Genomic DNA, 19,365 nt, shown 5'->3' on the forward strand with positions numbered 1-19,365 from the left:
GCTCTTCCTATCGGATGGCGTCCAGGGCCTGTCCCGCCGCCTCCTGCGGCGGCGTCGACGTCGTGTCGACCCGCAGGTCGGCGACCTGCCTGAAGTACGGGTCCCGCCTGGCCTTCATGACGGCGGGGTCGAAGTCGGGGCGGTGGTCGCTCGACCGCATCCGCTCCGCCAGCACCTCGGGGGTCGCGTCCAGCCAGATCACGAACGCCTGCCGCAGCGCCGCGCGCACCTCGGGGCGCTCCACGGTGCTCGCCGCCGCGGCCACGACCTGGTCCTCGCCGAGCGCGTCGAGCACGTGCTCGGCCTCCCGCTCGTGCAGGACGTCGGCGCCCTCCGTCCTGGCGATCTCGGCCGCGCTGCTGCCGTACCGGCGCCTGAGATAGGAGTCGCTGTCGCTCATCGGCAGGCCGAGCGCCTGCGCCAGCAGCAGGGCCACGGTGCTCTTGCCCGACCCCATCAGCCCGATGACGACGACGGGTTTGTTTCTCGACATGGGGATAGAGGTTTCCTTGGCTCTAGGGAGGTATTCCATGACCATCGCCGGAAGCATTTTCCTCATCATGCTCGGCGCCGTGCTCACATGGGCCGTCGAATGGGACATCGCCGGCCTGGACATCAACATCGTGGGCGTCATCCTCATGCTGGGTGGAGTCGCCTTACTGCTGTTCGGGCTCTACCGGGTCCGCGTGACGCGCGAGATCGTGTCGCCGGTCGAGCCCGACAGGGAGCGCACGACCGTGTACGAGGAGCGGCGCTACACCGACCCGCCGCAGATCTGACAGAGGGGGTTCGCCATGCCCGGACGCGAGGAACTGCCTTCGACCATCGCGCGCTCGCCGAAGAAGGCGCAGGAGACCTGGATCAAGGCGCACGACTCGGCGGTGAAGACCTACGGCGAGGGCGAGCGCGCCCACCGCACCGCCTTCTCGGCGCTCAAGCACTCCTTCGAGAAGGTCGGCGACCACTGGGAGCCGAAGTCCGGCAAGGGCCCCTCCGACAAGGGCGCCACCGACCGTTCCGGGCGGACCGCCGAGGGCGTCGACGCCAACGCCAGCAAGCAGCACCTGTACGACGTGGCCGCCAGGCTCGGCGTCACGGGACGCTCCAAGATGACCAAGTCCGAGCTCGTCGACGCGATCAAGAAGGCCAACCGGCGGGAGACGGCCAGATCACGCTGACCGAGTGCGAAAGGGGATCCCCAGGCGCGGGGATCCCCTTTCGCGTACCCGGGCTCTCACAGCAGGCGCCTGACCGCCGCCACGATGGCGCGCCGGTCGATGCCCGCGTCGGCCAGCTGCTCGGCGGGAGTGGCCGAGCCCGGCATCCCCCGCACCGCCAGCTTGATCACCCGCGGCCCCAGCTCGGAGACGGCGTCGAGCACCGCGTCGCCGAGGCCGCCCTCCGGCCGGTGGTCCTCGACGGTGATGAGGTTCCCCGTCGTGGTGGCGGCCTCGTTCAGCACGGCCTGGTCGACGGGCTTGATCGAGTACATGTCGACGACGCCGACGGGAACGCCCTCACCCTTGAGCGTGTCGGCCGCGGCCAGCGCCTCGTGGACGGTGATCCCCGCCGCGATGATGGTCGCCCGGTCGTCGGGCGAGTGCCGCAGCACCCGTGAACCGCCGACGGTGAACGGCTCGCCGGGATCGTAGATGACGGGCGTGTCCCCGCGCGTGGTGCGCAGGTAGGAGACACCCCGGATGTCGGCCATCTCGTTGACCAGCGCCGCGGTCTGGTTGGCGTCACAGGGGTAGAGCACCGTGCTGCCGTGGACGGCGCGCAGCATGGCCAGGTCCTCCAGCCCCATCTGCGAGGGGCCGTCCTCGCCGATCGACACGCCCGCGTGCGAGCCCACGACGCGCAGGTTCGCGCCGCTGACCCCGGCCATCCTGAGGAAGTCGTGCGCCCTGGTGAGGAAGGCGGCGAAGGTCGACACGTACGGCACCCAGCCCCGGATCTGCAGGCCGACGCCGGTGGCGACCATCTCCTGCTCGGCGATGTAGCACTCGAAGAACCGCTCGGGGAAGGCGTGCGCGAAGGCCTCGGTCCTGGTGGAGTCGGCCACCTCGCCGTCCACCACCACCACGTCGCCGCGGGCCTCGCCCAGGGTTCTCAGCGCCTCGCCGAACGCGGTCCTGGTGGCGGCCTTCGTGCCGACCTCGAAGACCGGCCATTCGGTGGGGCCGCTGTCGAAGACGTGCGGCGGGCGATCGTTGTCCGGCGGGCTGACCTTGACGGTCACGCCCCGGTCGCCGCCCAGCTCGCGGATGGCCTGCTCGGGGTCCTTCAGCGGCTTGCCGTGGGCGCCCTCGCGGTTGTCCACCGCGCTGACGCCTTCACCCTTGCGGGTGCGGGCCAGGATCACGGTCGGGCGCCTGCGCGTGTTGCGCGCGTCGCCGAGCGCGTAGTCGATCTCGCCGGGGTCGTGGCCGTCCACCTCGATCGTGTGCCAGCCGAAGGCGCCGAACCTGCGCGCGTAGGCGCCGGTGTCCCAGCCGTGCCGGGTCGGGCCGCGCTGGCCGAGCCTGTTCACGTCGACGATCGCGGTGATGTTGGCCAGGCCCTCGTCGGCGGCGTGCTCGGCGGCCTCCCATATCGAGCCCTCGGCCAGCTCGCTGTCCCCGCACAGCACCCACACGTGGTACGGCAGCCGGTCGAGGCGCCGCCCCGCCAGCGCCACTCCCACGCCGACCGGCAGTCCCTGACCGAGCGAGCCCGTCGCCACGTCGACCCACGGCAGCCGCGGCGTCGGATGGCCCTCCAGGCGGCTGCCGCGCTTCCTGAAGCTCAGCATCTCCTCGTCCGTGATGGCCCCCGCCGCCTTGAACAGCGCGTACAGCAAGGGAGAGGCGTGCCCCTTGGAGAAGATGAGGTGGTCGTTGGCGGGATTGCCGGGGTCGTCGAAGTCGTATCTCAGATGGTGGGCGAACAGCACGGCCATCAGGTCCGCCGCGGACATGGACGAGGTCGGGTGGCCTGAACCCGCCGCCGCGGAGCTTCGCACCGAGTCCACCCGCAGCTGCGCCGCCAGCTCGCACAGGTAATGAACATCGCGCTCGGGCATCGGTCCTCCTAGGGTCTCCCGCCGCCTACCCAGCCCCGCGGTCGCTATGTGCGGCGCAGGGCGCGGGTGGCCACCGTCGCGCCCGCGGCCACGGCGCCGAGCGCGACCAGCACGGACCGGCGGTGCCGGGACAGCCAGGCCTGCGGGCTCCTGCCGTGGGCGCGGGAGTCGAAGGTCCCGTGCGCCCCGTGGTCGCGGTACTCGTCGGCGGGCGCCCACAGGTTCGCCACGCCCGTCGGCGGTCTGTCGGCGGTGAGCTGCGACTGCTGACCGGTTCTGGCCAGGTAGCGGTCGAGCAGCCCGGGTGCGACGCGCTCGCCGACCAGCGTGAGAGCGGTCGACGCGCCCACCCAGTACTCCCTGCGCTCGGGATGGTCGGCGGCGTGGACCAGCGCCCGCGCCGCCACCTCGGGCTGGAAGATCGGCGGCACCGGCTGCGGATGCCGGCGCAGGCGCGACAGCACCCAGTCGAACTGCGGGGTGTTCACGGCGGGCAGCTGGACCATGGTGACCCGCACCCCGCTGCCCTCGGCCATCAGCTCCGTCCGCACCGACTCGGTGAAGCCCTTGATCGCGTGCTTGGCGCCGCAGTAGGCCGACTGCAGCGGGATCCCCCGGTAGGACAATGCCGAGCCGGCCTGCACGATCACCCCGCTGTCGCGGGGCCGCATCAGCTCCAGCGCCACCTTGGTGCCCCACACGTAACCGAGGTAGGTCACCGCGGTGGCCCGCTCGAACTCCTCGGGACTCACCTCGGTGAAGGGGGCGAACACCGCCGAGAAGGCCACGTTCATCCACACGTCGATGGGGCCGAGATCCTCCTCGGCGCGTCGCGCGGCCTGCCGTACCTCCTCGTAGGAGGAGACGTCGGCCGGGTAGACGACGCCGGAGCCGCCCGCGGAGCCGACGTCGACGGCCGCGGCCCCCAGGCCCGCCGTCCCGCGCGCGATCAGCGCCACCGTGTCGCCGCGCGCGCCGAGCTCGCGCACCACCGCTCTGCCGACACCCCCACTGGCACCCGTCACCACCACCACACGGGAAGGGCGCATCAGCCCGCCTCTCCCGCTCCTCGCTCTCTCTGCCGGCGTACGGCGAGCACGATGTCGGCGATCGTGGCCAGGGCCAGCACGCCTGCCACGACGGCGAGCCAGCCGATCCCCGCGATGACGCTGATCGCGCCGATCGCCAGGAGGAAGATCAGAATGAACGACCCCACCCTGATGTGGACGACATCACGCGGCGTCGAAGGAACCATGGGCTTGCCGGACGCGGACCGCTGCTCCGGACGGTAGTCATCTTCACGCATACCCACCCCCCTGCCCGGGCCGTTTGCCGCATAACGCGCAGGGTAGCCAGGTCACGTGCACCCCAGTGACCAGAACGAACCGGGCATCAGGCGCAGGCGCAGGGGGCGGGGATTCAGCTACACCTACCCCGACGGCCGTCCCGTGCGCGACGCCGCCACGCTCGACCGGATCAGGGCGCTGGCCGTACCGCCCGCCTGGAAGGACGTGTGGATCTGCTGCTCGCCCGACGGGCACCTGCAGGCCGCGGGCACCGACGCGGCGGGGCGGCGGCAGTACCGCTACCACGAGGAGTGGCGGGCCCAGCAGGACAGGCTCAAGTTCGACCGGGTGCTCGAGATGGCCGAGCGGCTGCCCGCCTTCCGGAAGAAGGTCCAGGAGCAGCTGGAGACCAGGGGGCTGACCAGGGAGCGGGTGCTGGCCACCGCGGCGCGCCTGCTCGACGTCGGATACTTCAGGGTGGGCGGCGAGGAGTACGAGTCGTACGGCCTGGCGACGCTCAGGATGGAACACGTGACCTGCGCGAACGGCTCGGTCCTGTTCTGCTATCCCGCCAAGGGCGACGTCCCGCGCGAGGTGGAGGTCACCGACCGTTCCGCGTGCAGGGTCGTCAGGGCGCTGAAGGCGCTCGGTCACGAGGGCGAGTTGCTGCGTTACAAGGGCGCCGACGGCTGGACGGACGTGCGCAGCGACGAGATCAACACCTACGTGCGGGAGACGCTCGGCTGCGAGGCCACCGCGAAGGACTTCCGCACCTGGCACGGCACCGTCCTGGCGGCCGTGGGCCTGGCGACGACGCCGGACGTCCCGGAGGTCATGCGCCGGGTGGCCGACTACCTCGGCAACACCCCCGCGGTGGCGCGGGCCTCCTACGTCGACCCCCGCGTGATCGAGGCGTTCGAGCGGGGCAGGACCGTCGGCACCGGCGGCGACGTGGAACGCGCGGTCATCGACCTGATCAGAGCTGTTTGACCGGTAACCGCACGGGCATCGGGGTGATCTGACGAAGGAGGAAGCGATGGAGGCTCCGCAGTACGTCGCGGCGCGCGTCCAGCGGGCGCTGGCCGAGGACGACAGGTCCCACGAGCTCGGCATCCGCGTCGACGTGCGCGGTGACCAGTTGTTCCTGCGCGGCCGGGTCACCGGCGAGGAGCACAGGCGCCAGATGGAGCAGGTGGCGAAGGAGGCCGCCCCGGGGCTGCACGTGCACAACGAGCTGCAGGTCGTGCAGGTCCGTGAGCCGGGGGAGGATGAGCATCTTGACTGAGCTGCGTATCGCCGCCGTCGGCGACGTGCATCTGGGCGAGGACGTCCGCGGCAGGTACCGCGAGCGGCTGGAGGGCATCGAGCAGCGGGCCGACGTGCTGATGCTCGCCGGTGACCTCACCAGGCACGGGACCCTGGACGAGGGCAGGCTGGTCGCCCAGGAGTTCCGCGACCTGCCGGTTCCGGTCGTCGCCGTCCTGGGCAACCACGACTACCACTCCGACCTGCAGTACGAGATCGCCGGCGAGCTGCGCGACCACGGCATCGTCGTGCTCGACGACGACTCGGCCGTCCTCACCCTGCACGGCAGGCGGCTCGGCGTCGTCGGCGGCAAGGGCTTCGGCGGCGGGTTCGCCGGCAAGTGCGCGAGCGACTTCGGCGAGCGGGAGATCAAGGACTTCGTCCGGCACACCCGCGGCATCGCCGACAGCTGGCAGTCCGAGCTGAAGGGGCTCGACACCGATCTCAAGGTCGTGCTGTCGCACTACTCCCCGGTCAAGGAGACGCTGGAGGGGGAGCCGCTGGAGATCTACCCCTTCCTCGGCAGCTACCTGCTGGCCGAGGCGGTCGACATCGCGGGCGCCGACCTCATCCTCCATGGTCACGCGCACAAGGGGGCGGAGAAGGGCATGACGCCGGGCGGCATCAGGGTCCGCAACGTCGCGCTGCCCGTGCTGGGCAGGGCCTACGGGGTTTACTGTCTTAGTGAGTCCGACTCATGTTAGGTCTTGACCGAGCGGTAGCTTGGTGTTGATGTCGGTGCATGGTCGTACGCCGTGTCCTGGCTTCACTCGCCCTGCTGTGCGTGGTCGCGATGGCCGCGCCCACTCAGCCCTCCGCTCCCGTCCGCGGGTTCGTCGACGGGCACAGTCACCTGATGTCCTACGAGGCGTTCGGCGGCAAGCTGCTGTGCGGCAAGCCGTTCGACCCCGGGGGCGTCGCCCGTGCCCTGCTCGACTGCCTCGACCACTACCCCAACGGCGAAGCCGCCTGGTTCGAGAACTTCACCAGGACGGGCTCGCCGACCGGCACCCATGACCCGACCGGCTGGCCGACCTTCAAGGACTGGCCGGCCAACGACTCGCTCACCCACCAGCAGGCCTACTACGAATGGATCGAGCGCGCCTGGCGCGGCGGCCTGCGCGTCATGGTCAACGATCTCGTCGCCAACCGGCAGCTGTGCGAGATCTACCCGCTGAAGACCAACCCGTGCGACGAGATGTGGGCGATCAGGCGCGAGGCCCAGCGCACGTTCGAGCTGCAGGACCACATCGACACGCTGGCGGGCGGCCCGGGACGCGGCTGGTTCCGGGTGGTCAGGAGCCCCGCCGAGGCGCGCGAGGTCATCACGGCCGGCAAGCTGGCCGTGGTGCTCGGCATCGAGACCTCCGAGCCGTTCGGCTGCCGCACCACGCTCGGCGTCCCGCACTGCACCAAGGCGCAGATCGACCGCGGGCTCGACGAGATGTACGCGCTGGGCGTGCGCAGCATGTTCGTCTGCCACAAGTACGACAACGCGCTGTGCGGCGTGCGCTTCGACTCCGGCACCCAGGGCGCGATCGTCAACCTGGGCAACCTGCTGTCGTCGGGGAGCTTCTGGAAGGTCGAGAAGTGCACCGGGCCCGAGCACGACAACCCGATCTCGCCCGCCGTCCTGCCTCCTGACCTGGCGCGCTGGCTGCCACCGGGCATCGGCCTGCCGGTCTACCCGCCCGCCCCGCACTGCAACCCCAAGGGGCTGACCGCGCTCGGCCGCCACATGGTCGAGGGCATGATGCGGCGCGGCATGATGATCGAGATCGACCACATGAGCGTCAAGGCCGCCGACCAGACGCTCGACCTGCTCGAAGCCGCCCGCTATCCCGGCGTCATCTCCTCCCACAGCTGGGCCGACCCGGCCTACCTGCCGCGCATCTACCGTCTGGGCGGCATGGTCACCCAGTACGGCCACGCCGCCGAGGAGTTCGCCGCGGAGTGGCGGCGCACCCAGCCGCTGCGCCAGGAGATCGGCCGCCCCGGCTACGGCTACGGCCTGGACGCCAACGGGCTCGGCCCGCTTCCCGCGCCACGGGCGGGAAGCACCGTGACCTATCCGTTCACCACCGCCGACGGCTCCCTCACGCTGGACCGGCCACGCACCGGCGAGCGGGTGTGGGACTACAACGTGGACGGCGTCGCCCACTACGGCCTGGTTCCCGACTGGATCGAGGACCTGAGACAGCTGGGCGGCCAGCCGCTCGTGGACGACCTCGCCTCCGGCGCCGAGGCCTACCTGCGCACGTGGGAGGCGACCACGGCACCACCGGCGCGCTGAGGCGCCTTCCTGACGGCGCCCCCAGCCCGCTGACGGTCGAAGAACGGGTCGTCCAACCCCCCCGGACAGGTCATGGCCGCGGAGCCGGTCGGCTCCGCGGCCGTCTCGTCCCTGACGCGCGCCGGCGACGGTCGGCGCCCTGGCCCGGACGGCCTCAGCCGGCCGTCACGGTCCGGGAACCGGCCCCGTCAGGGGCTATCACAGGCGTCGCCTCGGGGCGGCATGGACCGGAGTCCCGCCCCGAGGGTCAGACGTTGAAGATGCTCACACCACCGGGGCCGACCAGGAATCCGAGGACGATGAGGACGATCCCCCAGAGGATGTCGCGACGGGCCAGGATCACGTAGATCCCGGCGATGACGAGGATGACTGCGATGATCCAAAGCAATGTAGCCATGGCATCCAAGCTGCCCCTGAGGAAGGCCGTCTAACGTCGAACGGCCCGGGAAGGGGCTCGGTTATGACGACCCCCGGGTGCGGTAGAGGTCCAGGAGCGGCTGCAGCAGCCAGAACCATCCGCCGGCCACTGCCACCGCACCGCCGAACAGCGCGGCCTGCCAGCTGTCGATCACGGTTTCGGTCACCAGCGCGACCGCGCTCGACATGGCGACCAGCAGGAGGATCGCGCCCGCCACGCCCAGCCCGTTGGCGCGTTGCAGCATTCGCTCCTTCAACCCGGTCCTGAAGATCAACCGGTGCTGGGCGGCGGGCGTGATGAAGCAGACCGAGGCGAACGCCGACGCGATCAGCGACACGAAGAACAACCACCTGCCCACGGCGTCGACCTTGGGGAAGCCGGCCTGGAACGGCAGCGTCAGCAGGAACGCGAAGAGCACCTGCACGCCCGTGACCGCCACCCGCAGACCCTGTAACAGTTCGGCGAGCTCCCGGTCCACCCGTTCCTTGTGGCTCTCACCGGGCTCCGGACGTTCCCGCCTCACTCGGCCTCCTTCATGAGCTTCACGTAACCGAACTGCAGCCAGTCGGAGACGGCCACCGCCGTCATGGTCGCGCCGACCAGCCTGGTCAGCCGGGGCGCGAGCACGAGCCCGGCGGCGTAGCCCGTCGCCACCCACTGCGCCAGGCAGAACGGGCAGGCCATCAGCTCGCCGATCGCGTCGCGCGGCTCCTCCTTGAGCTCGGCCGGGCCGCTGACACCCTGGAACGTGGTGAACGGCGCGCGCAACGGGCTCGTCACGGGATCCTTGGCCAGCGTGCGCGACAGGCGGTGGGTGCACACCCCCATCAGGAAGAGATCGAGCAGACCGAGCCGGTCGGGCGGGCGCTTGCCGTTCAGCGCGGCCAGCGCGGCCGCGGCGGCCACGGCTGTGCCGTACGCCGCCATGATCTTGACGTAGCCGCTCAGCGGGCGGCCGTACCCCTCGGAGATCTCGGTCATGGGGGCCCGCTACCCCTTGCCGCCAGGTCTAGTCGCCGATCGATCGGGTAGTGCCGTGCCATGGGCAGCCACAGTCACGAGGTCACCGACGCGATCCTGGAAACCCTGAAACGCGCCAGCTCCGGCCTCAAGGACGCGGGCGTCAGATACGCGCTCGCCGGAGGTTGCGCCGCCTACGCGCGAGGGGCGGCGCCGTCCCTGCACGACGTGGACTTCGTGATCCTGGAGAAGGACGCGCCCGCGGCGCTGGACGCCCTGACGCGCGCCGGGTTCGACACGGTGCGGCCGCCCGAGGACTGGCTGGTCAAGGCGTACGACGAGGGACGGCTGGTGGACCTGATCTTCAGGGTGGCCTACCGGCCGGTCACCGAGGGGCTGCTGGAACGGGCCGAGCCGCTGGTGGCGGCGGCGGTGATCGTGCCGGTCCTGGAGGCGACGGATCTGGTGATCTCCTGGCTGCTGCCGCTGTCCGAGCACTCGTGCGACTACGGCGGGCTGCTGCCCCAGGTCAGGGCCATGCGCGAGCAGGTCGACTGGAGCCGCGTGGCGGCGGTGGTCGAGGCGTCGCCCTACGCGTCGACGTTCCTGACGCTGCTGGAGCGGCTGGGGGTGATCGAGAAGCCGGTGGAGAAGGGGATGAGCGTCTCCTGGCCCTGAACCCACCCACGGCTGGACATGAGAAGGGCCGCGCCCCCAGGGCGCGGCCCTTCCTGCCTCCTGGGTCAGAAGGACTGCGGGAAGCGGCCGTAGTAGTCGCCCAGCCGCTGCCGGTACTCCGGCTCCTTGAACGTGCCCTCGTCGAACTCGGGCGCGTCCTTGATCTCTTCCTTCGTCCTGGAGACGTAGACGATGCTCTCCTGCGGGTCGATGCGCGTGATCACCGAAGCCGGCAGCATGACCTTCTTACCGAAGATCCACGGACCGGTGTCGATGACCACGTAGCTCTCGCCCACTTCGTAGGTGGCCTCGTCGACTTTCCCGATCTTCCCGTCCGTCGCGTGGACGTGGTATCCCGCCAGGTCCAGGCTCTGGTTGCGGTCGTAGACGTCAGGACGATAGTTCCAGAGCTCCATCGGTGCTCTCTCCCTCTCTTCTGCTCGTCTTTCTCGGGCCCGCCCCCTCTACCCGCGGAAGTGAGGGTCAATCCGGTCCGGCGCTCAGCCGTGCCGCAGGGCCGAGGTGACCCGCTTCAGCAGGCGGTCCAGCTCGGTGCCGAACGGGTTCTCCTGCACCATGTACGTCCACGTCGCCGACGGGCGCTTCAGGTCGCGCGCCGGGGCCTCGAAGGACTCCAGCGAGCGGCGCTCGACCTCGGCCAGCAACGTCCTGTACTCCGCCACGGCCTCGCGCTGGAACTCGTCCACCGGGCTCATCCGGCCGAGCGCCCGCAGGTGGATGCCCTCGCGCAGGTCGCTCAGGAAGGCCAGGTGCTCGGTCCAGCAGGTGTCGATGGCGTGCAGCACGATCTGCCGGGCGGTCTCGTCGCGGATCTCCTCGTCGAGGGCGGCCCAGCGCTCCGAATCGGCCTCGGCGAGCGCCTTGGCGGCGGAGTCGCCGTGCAGGACCTTGTCGCGCCACTCCAGGATGAGCTCGCGCTGGTGCTCGAGCAGGCGGGTGTAGCGCCAGGTGTTGCGGTGGATCTCCAGGTTGACGCCTTCGGCGACCCGCTGCGCGTGGCCGACGAGGTAGGCGCCGCGGCGGTGCCGTACCACGCCGTCGGGGTCGGCGGGCGGCGGGCGCTCGCCGGGGACGAACTGGGTGACCAGGTCGTCGGCCATGCTGGCGAAGAAGACCGAGCCGCCGGGGTCGCCCTGGCGTCCCGCGCGGCCGCGCAGCTGGTCGTCGAGCCGGCTGCTGACGTGCTTGCCGGAGCCGATCACGTACAGGCCGCCCAGCTCCGCCACGCCCTCGCCGAGACGGATGTCGGTGCCGCGCCCGGCCATCTGGGTGGAGACGGTGATGGCCTCGCGCTCGCCGGCGCGCGCGATGATCGCCGCCTCCTCCGCGTCGTTCTTGGCGTTGAGGACGACGGGGTCGAGGCCGCGCCGCTGCAGCAGCTTGGCGAGGTGCTCCGACGCGGCCACGTCGAGGGTGCCGATGAGGATCGGCCGGCCCGTGGCGTGCATCGCCTGGATCTCCTCCACCAGCGCCGCGTCCCTGTCGGGCTCGGTCGGGTAGAGGCGGTCGGGCTCGTCCTCCCTGACGCACGGCTTGTTGGGCGGGATGACGGCGACCTTGAGGTCGTAGAACTCGCCGAGCTGCTCGCTGACCGCCACCGCCGTGCCGGTCATGCCGCACACCTGCGGGTAGCGTCTGATCAGCCCCTGCACGGTGAGCTGGTCGAGGATCTCGCCCTTCTCGGTCGGCGAGAGCGCCTCCTTGGCCTCCACCGCCGCCTGCAACCCGTCGGGCCAGCGCTGCAGCAGCGCCACCCGGCCGCGCGAGGGGTTGATGAGCTGGACCTTGCCGTCGCGGACGATGTAGTCGACGTCGCGCGTCAGCAGCGCGTGCGCGTGCAGCGCCAGGTTCAGCTCGATGAGCGTGCCGGGCTCGTGCTCGTCGTAGAGCTCGACGCCGAGGATCGACTCCACGCTGTCGGCGCCCTTGGACGTCAGGAAGACGTTCCTGGCCTGCTCGTCGATCTCGTAGTGGTAGCCCCTGACCAGGGTGCGCACCAGCTCCGCCATCTCCGGTACGGCGTCGCCGGCGTCGGCCGCGCCGGCCAGCACCAGCGGCACCCGCGCCTCGTCCACCAGGACGGAGTCGGCCTCGTCGACCAGCGCCACCTCGGGCGCGGGCATGATGATGTCGGCGGGGTCGGTGCGCATCCGGTCGCGCAGCACGTCGAACCCGATCTCGCTGACCGGGCCGTAGCAGACGTCCTTGGCGTAGGCCTCGCGGCGCTCCTCGTGCGTGGAGTTCTGGTCGATCCAGCCGACCGTGACGCCGAGCGCGTCGTAGAACGGCGCCATCCACTCGGCGTCACGCCGTGCCAGGTAGTCGTTGACCGAGATCACGTGGACCCGCTTGCCCTGCAGCGCGTATCCGGCCGCGGCCATCGCGCCCGACAGCGTCTTGCCCTCGCCGGTGGCCATCTCGGCCACGTGACCGTGGAGCAGCGCCACGGTGCCGAGCAGCTGCACGTCGTACGGCCTGAGCCCCAGCGTCCGGTCGGCCGCCTCGCGCGCCACGGCGCAGAACTCGGCCAGGTTGTCCGTCCTCGGCCGGGGCAGCTCGCCGGGATAGGACAGCTTGCCCGCCGCATCGACGATCTTCCTGTACGGGGACAGGTTCAGGCCACCTGGCCGGTCCAGGATGTTCCTGAAAAACCCGGAAAACGACGCCACGAATCCTCCAACGAGCGCTCGGTCGGCACCGGTTCCCGGACCTGTCCGGTACGGCGGACGCCGCCGTACCGGACACTAGCTCATCCGCGTTCGTGAACGGTCAGTGTGATCACCGCGGCGAGCAGGACGATGCAGCCCGCCGTGGTGAGCACGGTCAGCCGCTCGCCGAACACCAGCACGCCGAGGGTCGCCGCGCCGACCGCCTCGCCGAGGGAGATCACCGAGACGGTGGTCGCCCTGAGCGCCGACAGGCTCCTGAAGTACAGCCCGTACGCCAGGGCGGTCGGCACCGCGCCGAGGTAGAGGAGCAGGCCGACGGTGGGCAGCGTGACCTGCGGCAGCACCCCGTCGACCAGGGCGAAGGGGGCCAGGCAGAGCGCGCCGACGGCGAACCCGCCGACCGCGGTGCCGTACGGGTCGTCGTGGTGCCGCCGGGAGTGGAGGGTGACCGCGGCGTATCCGGCGGCCGAGAGCAGGGCGAACCCGATCCCGGCCGGCGTCTGCGCCCCCGCCCCGGTCTGGGCGGTCGTGCCGTTCAGCGCCGTCTCGCCGGTCAGCATGACCAGCCCCGTCAGGGCGGCGCCCACGCAGACGGCGCCCACCCGGTCGAGCCGTTCGCCGAGGAACAGCCGCCCGCCGAGCGCGGTGAACAGCGGGGTCGCGCCCATCGTGACGACCGTCGCGACGGCCACGCCCGAGGAGGAGATCGCCGCGAAGTAGGCGGTCTGGTACACCGCCATCCCCGCTCCCACGAGCAGGAGCCTGCCGTGCGGGCGGGGCCGGCGCCGGATGAGGAAGAGCAGGAAGAGCGCGCCGAGCAGGTAGCGCCAGAGCGACACCCCGATCGGCCCCATCCCGGCGGACTGGAAGAGCAGGGAGCCCGCCGCGCCGCCGGTGCCCCAGGCGGCCGCGGCCACGGAGACGTAAAGCACGCCGCGCCGTACGGAAACTTGCGTCATTGATTTCTCCGGATGGAGTGGTTGTCGACGTTCGGCCCGTACGCGGGCAGCAACCACCGCCGGATCCCGTGGTTCCCGTAGATCCGGAGAGATCAGGAGAGAGGCCGCCCGCTAGCGCGCGGCGGGCGGAGAGATGATGAAGAACGGCACGGGACTCACCCTACCGCCTGCCCTCCTGGTCGAGCAGCGCGTCGATCATCTCCTGGATCCTGGCGCGCCCGTCCGGGCCGAGGGCGCCGCCGAGGGCGTCGGCGAGCTTGCCGAAGGGGTCGTCCATCGGCACCGCCGGCAGCTTCTCGGCCAGTTCGCCGACGGTCCACCGGCCCTCCTTTCGCACGTGCCCGCCGCGCGACCATCCGTGGTTGACCGCGACCGACCCGCCGCGGACCGAGAGCACCTGACCGGTGAGCGGGCACGCGGCGCTTGCCAGGTAGGCGGCGACGGGCGCGCTGGTGGAGGGGTGCAACGGGTCGAAGCCGTCCGCGGGCGATTCCTCGCGCATGCCGGGGACGTCGAGGGTGAGCCGGGTGCGGGCCATGGAGGGGGACAGGCAGTTGACTCGCACGCCGTACCGGCCGAGTTCGAGCGCTCCCACGATGGTCAGTGCCGCGACGCCCGCGTTGCCGGCCGCGTAGGAGGCCTGGGTGGGCAGCGGGTTGAGCAGGCCGGAGCCCGAGGAGGTGTTGACGACGGCCCGGTCGACGCGGACCCCGGCCTCGAATCGTTCGCGCCAGTAGCGGGCCGCCCACCGCGTGACCGCGAACGTGCCCTTCAGCTTCACGGCGACGACGTCGTCGAACTCCTCCTCCGTCAGGTCGGCGAGCGCCCGGTTGCGCTCGATGGTCGCGTTGTTGACGACGACGTGGAGGTCGCCGAAGACCTGCAGGGCCGTGTCCACCATGCGCCGCGCGCCGTCCCAGTCGGCGACGCTGTCGGTGCTGGCCACGGCCTGCCCGCCGCGGGCGACGATCTCCTCGACCACCGCGGCCGCCACGCCGGAGTCGCCACCGGAGCCGTCGATGGCCACGCCGGGGTCGTTGACCACGACCTTGGCGCCCTCGGCGGCGAAGTGCAGCGCCTCCTCTCGCCCGATGCCCCGCCCGGCGCCGGTGATGAGCACGACGCGTCCGTCCAGGTGTCCCATGGGTGACCTCCAGTTCGCTACATTCGATGCATCAATACATAGCATGAAGCAATACATGAAATGCAATAGGATGGCGCCATGAACGAGAGCCTCGGGTTGCGGGAGCGCAAGAAGCTGCGCACGCGGCAGGCCCTGATCGACGCGGCGGTCCACCTGTTCGAGGACAAGGGCTACGAGGACGTCACCGTGGCCGAGATCGCCGAGGCGGCCGAGGTGTCCACGCGCACCTTCTTCCTCCACTTCCAGGCGAAGGAGGACGTGCTCTTCGCCGACGCCGACGTGCGGATCGACCTCGCCCTGCGGGTGATCGCCGAGCGCGGTCCAGCCGAGGGGTATCCCGACGTCCTCCTGCGGGCGACGGAGCGGATGATCGCCAACAGCTGGGACGGTGATCTGGCCAGCGGGCTCGCGGCGCTACGAGTCCGCCTGGCCGCCTCGTCTCCGGTGCTGCAGGCGCGCGTGCTCCAGCGCTACCTCGCCGCGCAGGACGAGGTGGCCGGAGCGCTGCACGAGGCCTACCCGGACCAGCTTGACCCGATCGGTGCCGCCGCGCTGGTGGGTGGCGTGATCGGTGCGGTGAGCGCCGCGACGCTGGCCGCTCTGGCGCGTGGCGACTCTCCCGAAGGAGTACGGCGTGCGATGCGGCAGGCCGTGGACCTGGTCATGTGCTGCCGCCGGCAGCACATGAGCGACCTCGGGACGAATCCTCGTGTACCTGACACGAGCTGACAGGTATGACGTGAAGACTGAGCGCATGACAACGAAGGCAAACCTCATCGCGTTCACCATCGACTGCGATGACCCCGTCCGCATGGCCGAGTTCTGGAGCCAGGTCACCGGTCTCGACATCCAGGTCGCCGAACCCGAGTACTCCGCCGTGAGCGACGGCGCCACGACCATCTACTTCGGCCGCATCCCGGGATACCGGGCCCCCGCATGGCCCAGCGACGACAAGCAGTTCCACCTCGACTTCAGGGTTCCGGACGTGGCCAAGGCGGTCGAGGAGTACGAGGCCATGGGCGCCACCAGGCCCGACTTCCAACCCGGTGACGGATGGGTCGTCATGCAGGACCCCGAGGGGCATCTGTTCTGTGTATGTCCGGAGAGGTCCTCCTAAAGTCTGATTCAAGGGCCGCGGCGGGCGCCCTAAGCTGGAGGAATGCTCGTGAACATGCCCCTGCGTGGGCGCCCATGACCTGGGTCGGCCTGATCATCGCCCTCGCTGGGGCACTGGGATACGCGATCGGAGCGGCGCTGCAGCAGTTCGAGGCCGTCGCCGCCGGCGCCTCGCTCAAGCTGGTCAAGCGGCCCCGCTGGTGGATCGGCGGCGTCATCGGCTTCACCGGCGCCAGCCTGCACGCCGTGGCGCTGAGCTTCGCGCCGCTGGTGGTCGTGCAGCCGGTGTCCGTGGCGACACTCGTGTTCGCCGTGCCGCTGGCCGCCTACCTGTACGGCCGCAAGCCGTACCGGGCCGAGATCCTCGGATCCATCGCCGTCGCGGTCGGCCTGCTCTGGCTGACGCTGCTGGTCCCGCACACCAACGTGACCCCCGAACTGTCCACCCCCGCCGCGCTGGGCTTCCTCGCGGTGATCGGGCTGATCGTGCTGGTCTCGAACGCGGCCGCGGCCAGATCACAGGGCGCCACCAAGGCGCTGCTGCTGTCGGTCGGGGCGGGGGTGGTGACCGCCAGCGTGTCGACGTTCGTGCGGGTGGTCGGCGCCGGTCTGCACGGCGACCTCTCCCGGCTCCTCCACTGGTTCACGCTGGTCATCCCGGTGATGCTGGTCTTCGCGGTGGTGCTGCTCCAGCGCTCCTACGCGGTCGGCTACTTCGGCGTCGCCTACGCGGGCGTGCAGGTCATCGACCCGGTCACCTCGGTGCTCGCGGGGGCGATCCTGCTCGGCGAGCCGCTGCCCACCTCGCCGTCGACGGCCGTGCCCGCGCTGCTGGCCGCGGCGCTGACCATCGCGGGGACGATCACGCTGGGACGGCTGGCCCCCGACCACTCCCGGCCGAGTCCTGAGGTGTCCATCCCAGTACCTCATCCATCGACCGCAGCATCAGATCGGAGCTGAACCTGGCCGCCAGCGACATGCCCGTGTCGCGCAGCCGTACGGCGAGCGGGTGGCGGAGCTTGGTCATGCGGCAGAGCTTCATCGACCGGGCCACCACCATCGAGGTGCGCTCCAGCCTGGCCGCGGTGTAGGCGGCGAGGTCGCCGGTGTTGGCCGCCAGGACGACCGCGTCCTCGATCGCCTGGCAGGCGCCCTGGCCGAGGTTCGGCGTCATGGGATGCGCGGCGTCGCCGACGAGCGCCACCCGGCCGCGGTGCATGGCGGGCAGCGGGGTGTCGAGGAAGAAGACGTCGTTGCGGATCACCTTCTCCGGGGCGACGGACTCCAGCAGCGCGGGCACCGGCTCGTGCCAGCTTCCGAACCTGCGCAGCAGCTCCGCGCGCTCGTCCCCATGGACGGCTCCCGCGGGCGACAGGTCGGTGGCGTAGAGGTAGACCAGGTCGCCGGCCAGCGGGAGGACGCCCACGATCTGGCCCCTTCCCCACGTCTCGGCGCTCTGGACGGTGCCGCCCGGATGGGGCATCAGGGCCCGCCAGGCGGTCACGCCCGAGTAGACGGGGGCGGGGTGGCCGGGGAAGAGCGTGGTGCGCGTGGCCGAGTGGATGCCGTCCGCCCCGATCACCAGGTCGGCCTCGAACGCGATGCCGTCCGTGCCCGTGGCCCCGGAGGCGGGGCCGGCCGGGGTGCTTTCGGCGCGGACCTCGCCGGTGCCGGCGTCGACGGCGGTGACGGCCGTGCCGAGCCGCAGATCCTTCACCCGGTCGGCGAGCAGGTCCATGAGCGTGGCCCGCAGCATGACGACCACCGAGTCGCCGTACCTGGCGGTGGCCCGTTCCTCGGTGGTGTGGACCAGCCAGCGGCCGCTCGGCGTCCTGATGCCGCCCTTGCCCTGGATCCGTGACAGCCGGCGGACCTCGTCGCCGAGACCGACGGTGTCGAGTGCCTTGAGGGCGTTGGCCGCGATCGCCAGCCCTGAGCCCACCGGTTCGAGCGCTTTCGCGCGTTCCAGGACGGTGACGTCCCATCCGCGTTGCTCCAGCGCGATGGCCGCGGCCAGGCCGCCGATCCCCGCGCCGATCACGACCGCCTTCGACATGTGCACTCCTCACTACGGCTGTAGTTCGGACGGTACTACAGCCGTAGTTTCAACTACAAGTGTAGTCTCGGTCACATGAGACGTTCGGAGGCCGTCGCGGAGGCGGCGATCACCCTGCTCGCCGAGCGCGGCATGCGCGGGCTGACCCACCGCGCGGTGGACGAGTTCGCCGGCCTTCCTCCGGGGTCGACCTCCAACCTGGCGCGGACCAGGGCGGCGCTGCTGGAGCTGACGTTGCAACGCCTGACCGAGCTGGAGTCGACGGCGATGTCCCCGGCGGCCGCCCTGCCGGTGGAGTGGCCGGGTGAAGGTCGGCTCACCGAGTCCGCGGCGGAGGAGCCGCTGGATCGCGACGATCTGGCGGGCGTGATCGCCGAGGTGCTCTGGGGCCTGTTCGCCGACCGCCGCAGGACCCTCGCCCGCTACGAGCTGGCCCTGGAGGCGACCCGCCGTCCCGAGCTGCGGGAGATCTACGACAGGGCGGGCGCCCGCTTCCGGGCCCCCGCCGTCGCCCTGCTGGCCGCGGCGGGATCGCCGGATCCGGAACGGCACGGGCGGCAACTGGTCGCCTACGGCGAGGGCGTCATGTTCGACGCCATCGCGGGGGCCGGTACGACGCCGACGCCGGAGGACCTGCGGGCGGGGATCGGCGAGTTCCTGTCCGGCATGCTGTCCTGAGCGCTCGCCCCCTGACCCCGGCGGCGGCATGGAGGGGTGACGGGGGTGACCGCGGTCGGTGTCACCCGGGCCGTGGTGACCGGCGCGCTCAGGCGGAGGAGGACACGAGGCGGGCCCGGTGCTCGGGCCACTCCTCGGGCGGGACGCCGAACACCACGGCGTCCCGCCACGTCCCGTCCGGCCGCTGCCTGTTCCGCCGCAGTGTCCCTTCGTGCACCCCGCCGATCCGCCTGATCGCCGCCTGCGACCTGAGGTTCAGGTGGTCGGTCTTCAGCTGCACCCTGTTGTGGCCGAGCACGTCGAAGGCGTGGTCGATCAGCAGCACCTTGCAGCTGGTGTTCACCGCCGTGCGCCAGACCGTCCGGCCGTACCAGGTCCAGCCGATCTCGATGCTCTGGTCGAAGCCGGGCACGTCGATGTAGGTCGTCCAGCCGACGGCCTTGCCGGTGTGCCGGGGGATGACCGCGTGCGCCGCGTACTTGTCGCTGCCGATGATCTCGGCGGCGATCGCGGCGAGCTCGTCCGGCGTGCGCGGCGTCGGGACGGACAGCCAGCGCCACACCTCGTCGTCACCGCCGCCCGCCTCGAACAGGTCGGGTATGTGGCCGAGGGTGAGCGGCTCGAGCCGTACGACGGAGTTCTCGTGGACGATGGCGGTCGGCATCTTGACGGTCATGCGGCACACCGTACAGAGCGGCGCCCACCTGCGGTCATGGCC

The 19,365-nt window shown here is 71.1% G+C and carries 24 protein-coding genes; 11 read left to right on the forward strand and 13 right to left on the reverse strand.

The annotated features are described in order from the left end of the window. Positions 1–7: 7 nt before the first annotated feature. On the reverse strand, positions 8–493 hold the full coding sequence (locus tag ACWENQ_RS01240) for a shikimate kinase (protein ID WP_452412547.1): 486 nt from the start codon (positions 491–493) through the stop codon (positions 8–10). 37 nt (positions 494–530) lie between these two features. Between ACWENQ_RS01240 and ACWENQ_RS01245 the strand changes: the two genes are divergently transcribed. Both ACWENQ_RS01245 and ACWENQ_RS01250 read left to right on the forward strand, forming a co-directional pair. Beyond that, positions 531–779 (forward strand): DUF6458 family protein, encoded by a 249-nt coding sequence (locus ACWENQ_RS01245; protein ID WP_354913772.1) that lies wholly within the window; start codon positions 531–533, stop codon positions 777–779. Positions 780–794: 15 nt separating this feature from the next. Further along, positions 795–1,178: a ChaB family protein gene (locus ACWENQ_RS01250; protein WP_449917521.1), complete on the forward strand. Its 384-nt coding sequence runs from the start codon at positions 795–797 to the stop codon at positions 1,176–1,178. Positions 1,179–1,234: 56 nt separating this feature from the next. On the opposite strand, the gene ACWENQ_RS01255 is transcribed toward ACWENQ_RS01250, so the two are convergent. The 3 genes from ACWENQ_RS01255 to ACWENQ_RS01265 are packed head-to-tail and all read right to left on the reverse strand — an operon-like array spanning position 1,235 to position 4,370. Then, complete coding sequence (locus ACWENQ_RS01255) at positions 1,235–3,064, reverse strand: transketolase (protein WP_449917519.1); 1,830 nt, start codon at positions 3,062–3,064, stop codon at positions 1,235–1,237. A gap of 44 nt (positions 3,065–3,108) precedes the next feature. Continuing rightward, positions 3,109–4,113, reverse strand: coding sequence for an SDR family oxidoreductase (locus ACWENQ_RS01260; RefSeq protein ID WP_449917517.1), 1,005 nt, complete (start codon positions 4,111–4,113; stop codon positions 3,109–3,111). After that, positions 4,113–4,370 carry a hypothetical protein gene (locus ACWENQ_RS01265; RefSeq protein WP_449917514.1) on the reverse strand — a complete coding sequence of 86 codons (258 nt, stop codon included), beginning with the start codon at positions 4,368–4,370 and terminating at the stop codon, positions 4,113–4,115. Before ACWENQ_RS01265 ends, ACWENQ_RS01260 begins: the two co-directional genes overlap by 1 nt. Positions 4,371–4,425: 55 nt before the next feature. Between ACWENQ_RS01265 and ACWENQ_RS01270 the strand changes: the two genes are divergently transcribed. From ACWENQ_RS01270 to ACWENQ_RS01285, 4 genes are read left to right on the forward strand one after another with little or no spacing between them, the layout of a single operon-like run. Further along, positions 4,426–5,340: a DNA topoisomerase IB gene (locus tag ACWENQ_RS01270; protein ID WP_452412548.1), complete on the forward strand. Its 915-nt coding sequence runs from the start codon at positions 4,426–4,428 to the stop codon at positions 5,338–5,340. 46 nt (positions 5,341–5,386) lie between these two features. After that, the gene (locus ACWENQ_RS01275) at positions 5,387–5,635 is read left to right on the forward strand and encodes a BON domain-containing protein (RefSeq protein WP_354913760.1); all 249 of its coding nucleotides are present in this window, start codon (positions 5,387–5,389) and stop codon (positions 5,633–5,635) included. Then, the gene (locus ACWENQ_RS01280) at positions 5,619–6,359 is read left to right on the forward strand and encodes a metallophosphoesterase family protein (protein WP_452412549.1); all 741 of its coding nucleotides are present in this window, start codon (positions 5,619–5,621) and stop codon (positions 6,357–6,359) included. Before ACWENQ_RS01275 ends, ACWENQ_RS01280 begins: the two co-directional genes overlap by 17 nt. A 38-nt stretch (positions 6,360–6,397) precedes the next feature. Next, positions 6,398–7,948, forward strand: a complete 1,551-nt coding sequence (locus ACWENQ_RS01285) for a membrane dipeptidase (protein WP_449917504.1) — start codon at positions 6,398–6,400, stop codon at positions 7,946–7,948. Positions 7,949–8,195: 247 nt separating this feature from the next. Here ACWENQ_RS01285 and ACWENQ_RS01290 read toward each other — a convergent pair whose 3' ends face one another. The 3 genes from ACWENQ_RS01290 to ACWENQ_RS01300 all read right to left on the reverse strand — a co-directional run bounded on the left by ACWENQ_RS01290 (position 8,196) and on the right by ACWENQ_RS01300 (position 9,347). Further along, the gene (locus tag ACWENQ_RS01290) at positions 8,196–8,345 is read right to left on the reverse strand and encodes a GPGG-motif small membrane protein (protein ID WP_164903902.1); all 150 of its coding nucleotides are present in this window, start codon (positions 8,343–8,345) and stop codon (positions 8,196–8,198) included. A gap of 61 nt (positions 8,346–8,406) precedes the next feature. Then, positions 8,407–8,889, reverse strand: coding sequence for a DUF6328 family protein (locus tag ACWENQ_RS01295; protein WP_449917500.1), 483 nt, complete (start codon positions 8,887–8,889; stop codon positions 8,407–8,409). Continuing rightward, a complete protein-coding gene (locus ACWENQ_RS01300) occupies positions 8,886–9,347 on the reverse strand; it encodes a DUF1360 domain-containing protein (protein WP_354913753.1) in 462 nt (153 codons plus the stop codon). The genes ACWENQ_RS01295 and ACWENQ_RS01300 overlap by 4 nt, the downstream gene beginning before the upstream one ends. A gap of 60 nt (positions 9,348–9,407) precedes the next feature. Here ACWENQ_RS01300 and ACWENQ_RS01305 point away from each other — a divergent pair, with 60 nt between their 5' ends. Further along, a complete protein-coding gene (locus tag ACWENQ_RS01305; protein ID WP_354913751.1) occupies positions 9,408–10,004 on the forward strand; it encodes a nucleotidyltransferase family protein in 597 nt (198 codons plus the stop codon). A 65-nt stretch (positions 10,005–10,069) separates the two neighbouring features. On the opposite strand, the gene ACWENQ_RS01310 is transcribed toward ACWENQ_RS01305, so the two are convergent. The 4 genes from ACWENQ_RS01310 to ACWENQ_RS01325 all read right to left on the reverse strand — a co-directional run bounded on the left by ACWENQ_RS01310 (position 10,070) and on the right by ACWENQ_RS01325 (position 14,797). Beyond that, entirely contained in the window at positions 10,070–10,420 is a 351-nt protein-coding gene (locus tag ACWENQ_RS01310; protein WP_354913749.1) for a PRC-barrel domain containing protein, read from the reverse strand. An 84-nt stretch (positions 10,421–10,504) separates the two neighbouring features. After that, entirely contained in the window at positions 10,505–12,694 is a 2,190-nt protein-coding gene (secA2, locus tag ACWENQ_RS01315) for an accessory Sec system translocase SecA2 (RefSeq protein WP_452412550.1), read from the reverse strand. 80 nt (positions 12,695–12,774) lie between these two features. Further along, positions 12,775–13,653 carry a DMT family transporter gene (locus ACWENQ_RS01320; RefSeq protein WP_452412551.1) on the reverse strand — a complete coding sequence of 293 codons (879 nt, stop codon included), beginning with the start codon at positions 13,651–13,653 and terminating at the stop codon, positions 12,775–12,777. Positions 13,654–13,813: 160 nt separating this feature from the next. After that, a complete protein-coding gene (locus tag ACWENQ_RS01325) occupies positions 13,814–14,797 on the reverse strand; it encodes an SDR family NAD(P)-dependent oxidoreductase (protein WP_452412552.1) in 984 nt (327 codons plus the stop codon). Positions 14,798–14,875: 78 nt separating this feature from the next. On the opposite strand from ACWENQ_RS01325, the gene ACWENQ_RS01330 reads away from it, so the two are divergent. From ACWENQ_RS01330 to ACWENQ_RS01340, 3 genes are all read left to right on the forward strand, one after another. Beyond that, a complete protein-coding gene (locus tag ACWENQ_RS01330) occupies positions 14,876–15,526 on the forward strand; it encodes a TetR/AcrR family transcriptional regulator (RefSeq protein WP_452412553.1) in 651 nt (216 codons plus the stop codon). Positions 15,527–15,551: 25 nt separating this feature from the next. After that, a complete protein-coding gene (locus ACWENQ_RS01335; RefSeq protein WP_449917488.1) occupies positions 15,552–15,914 on the forward strand; it encodes a VOC family protein in 363 nt (120 codons plus the stop codon). A gap of 74 nt (positions 15,915–15,988) precedes the next feature. Next, entirely contained in the window at positions 15,989–16,873 is an 885-nt protein-coding gene (locus ACWENQ_RS01340; RefSeq protein WP_452412554.1) for a hypothetical protein, read from the forward strand. On the opposite strand, the gene ACWENQ_RS01345 is transcribed toward ACWENQ_RS01340, so the two are convergent. Continuing rightward, positions 16,776–17,969, reverse strand: coding sequence for an FAD-dependent oxidoreductase (locus tag ACWENQ_RS01345; protein WP_452412555.1), 1,194 nt, complete (start codon positions 17,967–17,969; stop codon positions 16,776–16,778). The two genes, ACWENQ_RS01340 and ACWENQ_RS01345, sit on opposite strands and share 98 nt — an antisense overlap. A gap of 75 nt (positions 17,970–18,044) precedes the next feature. Between ACWENQ_RS01345 and ACWENQ_RS01350 the strand changes: the two genes are divergently transcribed. Further along, positions 18,045–18,647 (forward strand): TetR/AcrR family transcriptional regulator, encoded by a 603-nt coding sequence (locus tag ACWENQ_RS01350; RefSeq protein ID WP_452412556.1) that lies wholly within the window; start codon positions 18,045–18,047, stop codon positions 18,645–18,647. Between the two features lie 88 nt (positions 18,648–18,735). Here the strand turns inward: ACWENQ_RS01350 and ACWENQ_RS01355 are convergent, their stop codons facing one another. Continuing rightward, positions 18,736–19,323: a GNAT family N-acetyltransferase gene (locus ACWENQ_RS01355; RefSeq protein WP_452412557.1), complete on the reverse strand. Its 588-nt coding sequence runs from the start codon at positions 19,321–19,323 to the stop codon at positions 18,736–18,738. Between the last annotated feature and the right edge of the window lie 42 nt (positions 19,324–19,365).

The organism is Nonomuraea sp. NPDC004354, assembly GCF_053602555.1.

Excerpts from the sequence above, each read along its gene's own strand:
- ACWENQ_RS01240 (WP_452412547.1), bottom strand. The coding sequence starts at position 493 with ATGTCGAGAAACAAACCCGTCGTCGTCATCGGGCTGATGGGGTCGGGC.
- ACWENQ_RS01245 (WP_354913772.1), top strand. The coding sequence starts at position 531 with ATGACCATCGCCGGAAGCATTTTCCTCATCATGCTCGGCGCCGTGCTC.
- ACWENQ_RS01250 (WP_449917521.1), top strand. The coding sequence starts at position 795 with ATGCCCGGACGCGAGGAACTGCCTTCGACCATCGCGCGCTCGCCGAAG.
- ACWENQ_RS01255 (WP_449917519.1), bottom strand. The coding sequence starts at position 3,064 with ATGCCCGAGCGCGATGTTCATTACCTGTGCGAGCTGGCGGCGCAGCTG.
- ACWENQ_RS01260 (WP_449917517.1), bottom strand. The coding sequence starts at position 4,113 with ATGCGCCCTTCCCGTGTGGTGGTGGTGACGGGTGCCAGTGGGGGTGTC.
- ACWENQ_RS01265 (WP_449917514.1), bottom strand. The coding sequence starts at position 4,370 with ATGCGTGAAGATGACTACCGTCCGGAGCAGCGGTCCGCGTCCGGCAAG.
- ACWENQ_RS01275 (WP_354913760.1), top strand. The coding sequence starts at position 5,387 with ATGGAGGCTCCGCAGTACGTCGCGGCGCGCGTCCAGCGGGCGCTGGCC.
- ACWENQ_RS01280 (WP_452412549.1), top strand. The coding sequence starts at position 5,619 with ATGAGCATCTTGACTGAGCTGCGTATCGCCGCCGTCGGCGACGTGCAT.
- ACWENQ_RS01285 (WP_449917504.1), top strand. The coding sequence starts at position 6,398 with ATGGTCGTACGCCGTGTCCTGGCTTCACTCGCCCTGCTGTGCGTGGTC.
- ACWENQ_RS01290 (WP_164903902.1), bottom strand. The coding sequence starts at position 8,345 with ATGGCTACATTGCTTTGGATCATCGCAGTCATCCTCGTCATCGCCGGG.
- ACWENQ_RS01300 (WP_354913753.1), bottom strand. The coding sequence starts at position 9,347 with ATGACCGAGATCTCCGAGGGGTACGGCCGCCCGCTGAGCGGCTACGTC.
- ACWENQ_RS01305 (WP_354913751.1), top strand. The coding sequence starts at position 9,408 with ATGGGCAGCCACAGTCACGAGGTCACCGACGCGATCCTGGAAACCCTG.
- ACWENQ_RS01310 (WP_354913749.1), bottom strand. The coding sequence starts at position 10,420 with ATGGAGCTCTGGAACTATCGTCCTGACGTCTACGACCGCAACCAGAGC.
- ACWENQ_RS01320 (WP_452412551.1), bottom strand. The coding sequence starts at position 13,653 with ATGACGCAAGTTTCCGTACGGCGCGGCGTGCTTTACGTCTCCGTGGCC.
- ACWENQ_RS01325 (WP_452412552.1), bottom strand. The coding sequence starts at position 14,797 with ATGGGACACCTGGACGGACGCGTCGTGCTCATCACCGGCGCCGGGCGG.
- ACWENQ_RS01330 (WP_452412553.1), top strand. The coding sequence starts at position 14,876 with ATGAACGAGAGCCTCGGGTTGCGGGAGCGCAAGAAGCTGCGCACGCGG.
- ACWENQ_RS01335 (WP_449917488.1), top strand. The coding sequence starts at position 15,552 with ATGACAACGAAGGCAAACCTCATCGCGTTCACCATCGACTGCGATGAC.
- ACWENQ_RS01340 (WP_452412554.1), top strand. The coding sequence starts at position 15,989 with ATGACCTGGGTCGGCCTGATCATCGCCCTCGCTGGGGCACTGGGATAC.
- ACWENQ_RS01345 (WP_452412555.1), bottom strand. The coding sequence starts at position 17,969 with ATGTCGAAGGCGGTCGTGATCGGCGCGGGGATCGGCGGCCTGGCCGCG.
- ACWENQ_RS01350 (WP_452412556.1), top strand. The coding sequence starts at position 18,045 with ATGAGACGTTCGGAGGCCGTCGCGGAGGCGGCGATCACCCTGCTCGCC.
- ACWENQ_RS01355 (WP_452412557.1), bottom strand. The coding sequence starts at position 19,323 with ATGACCGTCAAGATGCCGACCGCCATCGTCCACGAGAACTCCGTCGTA.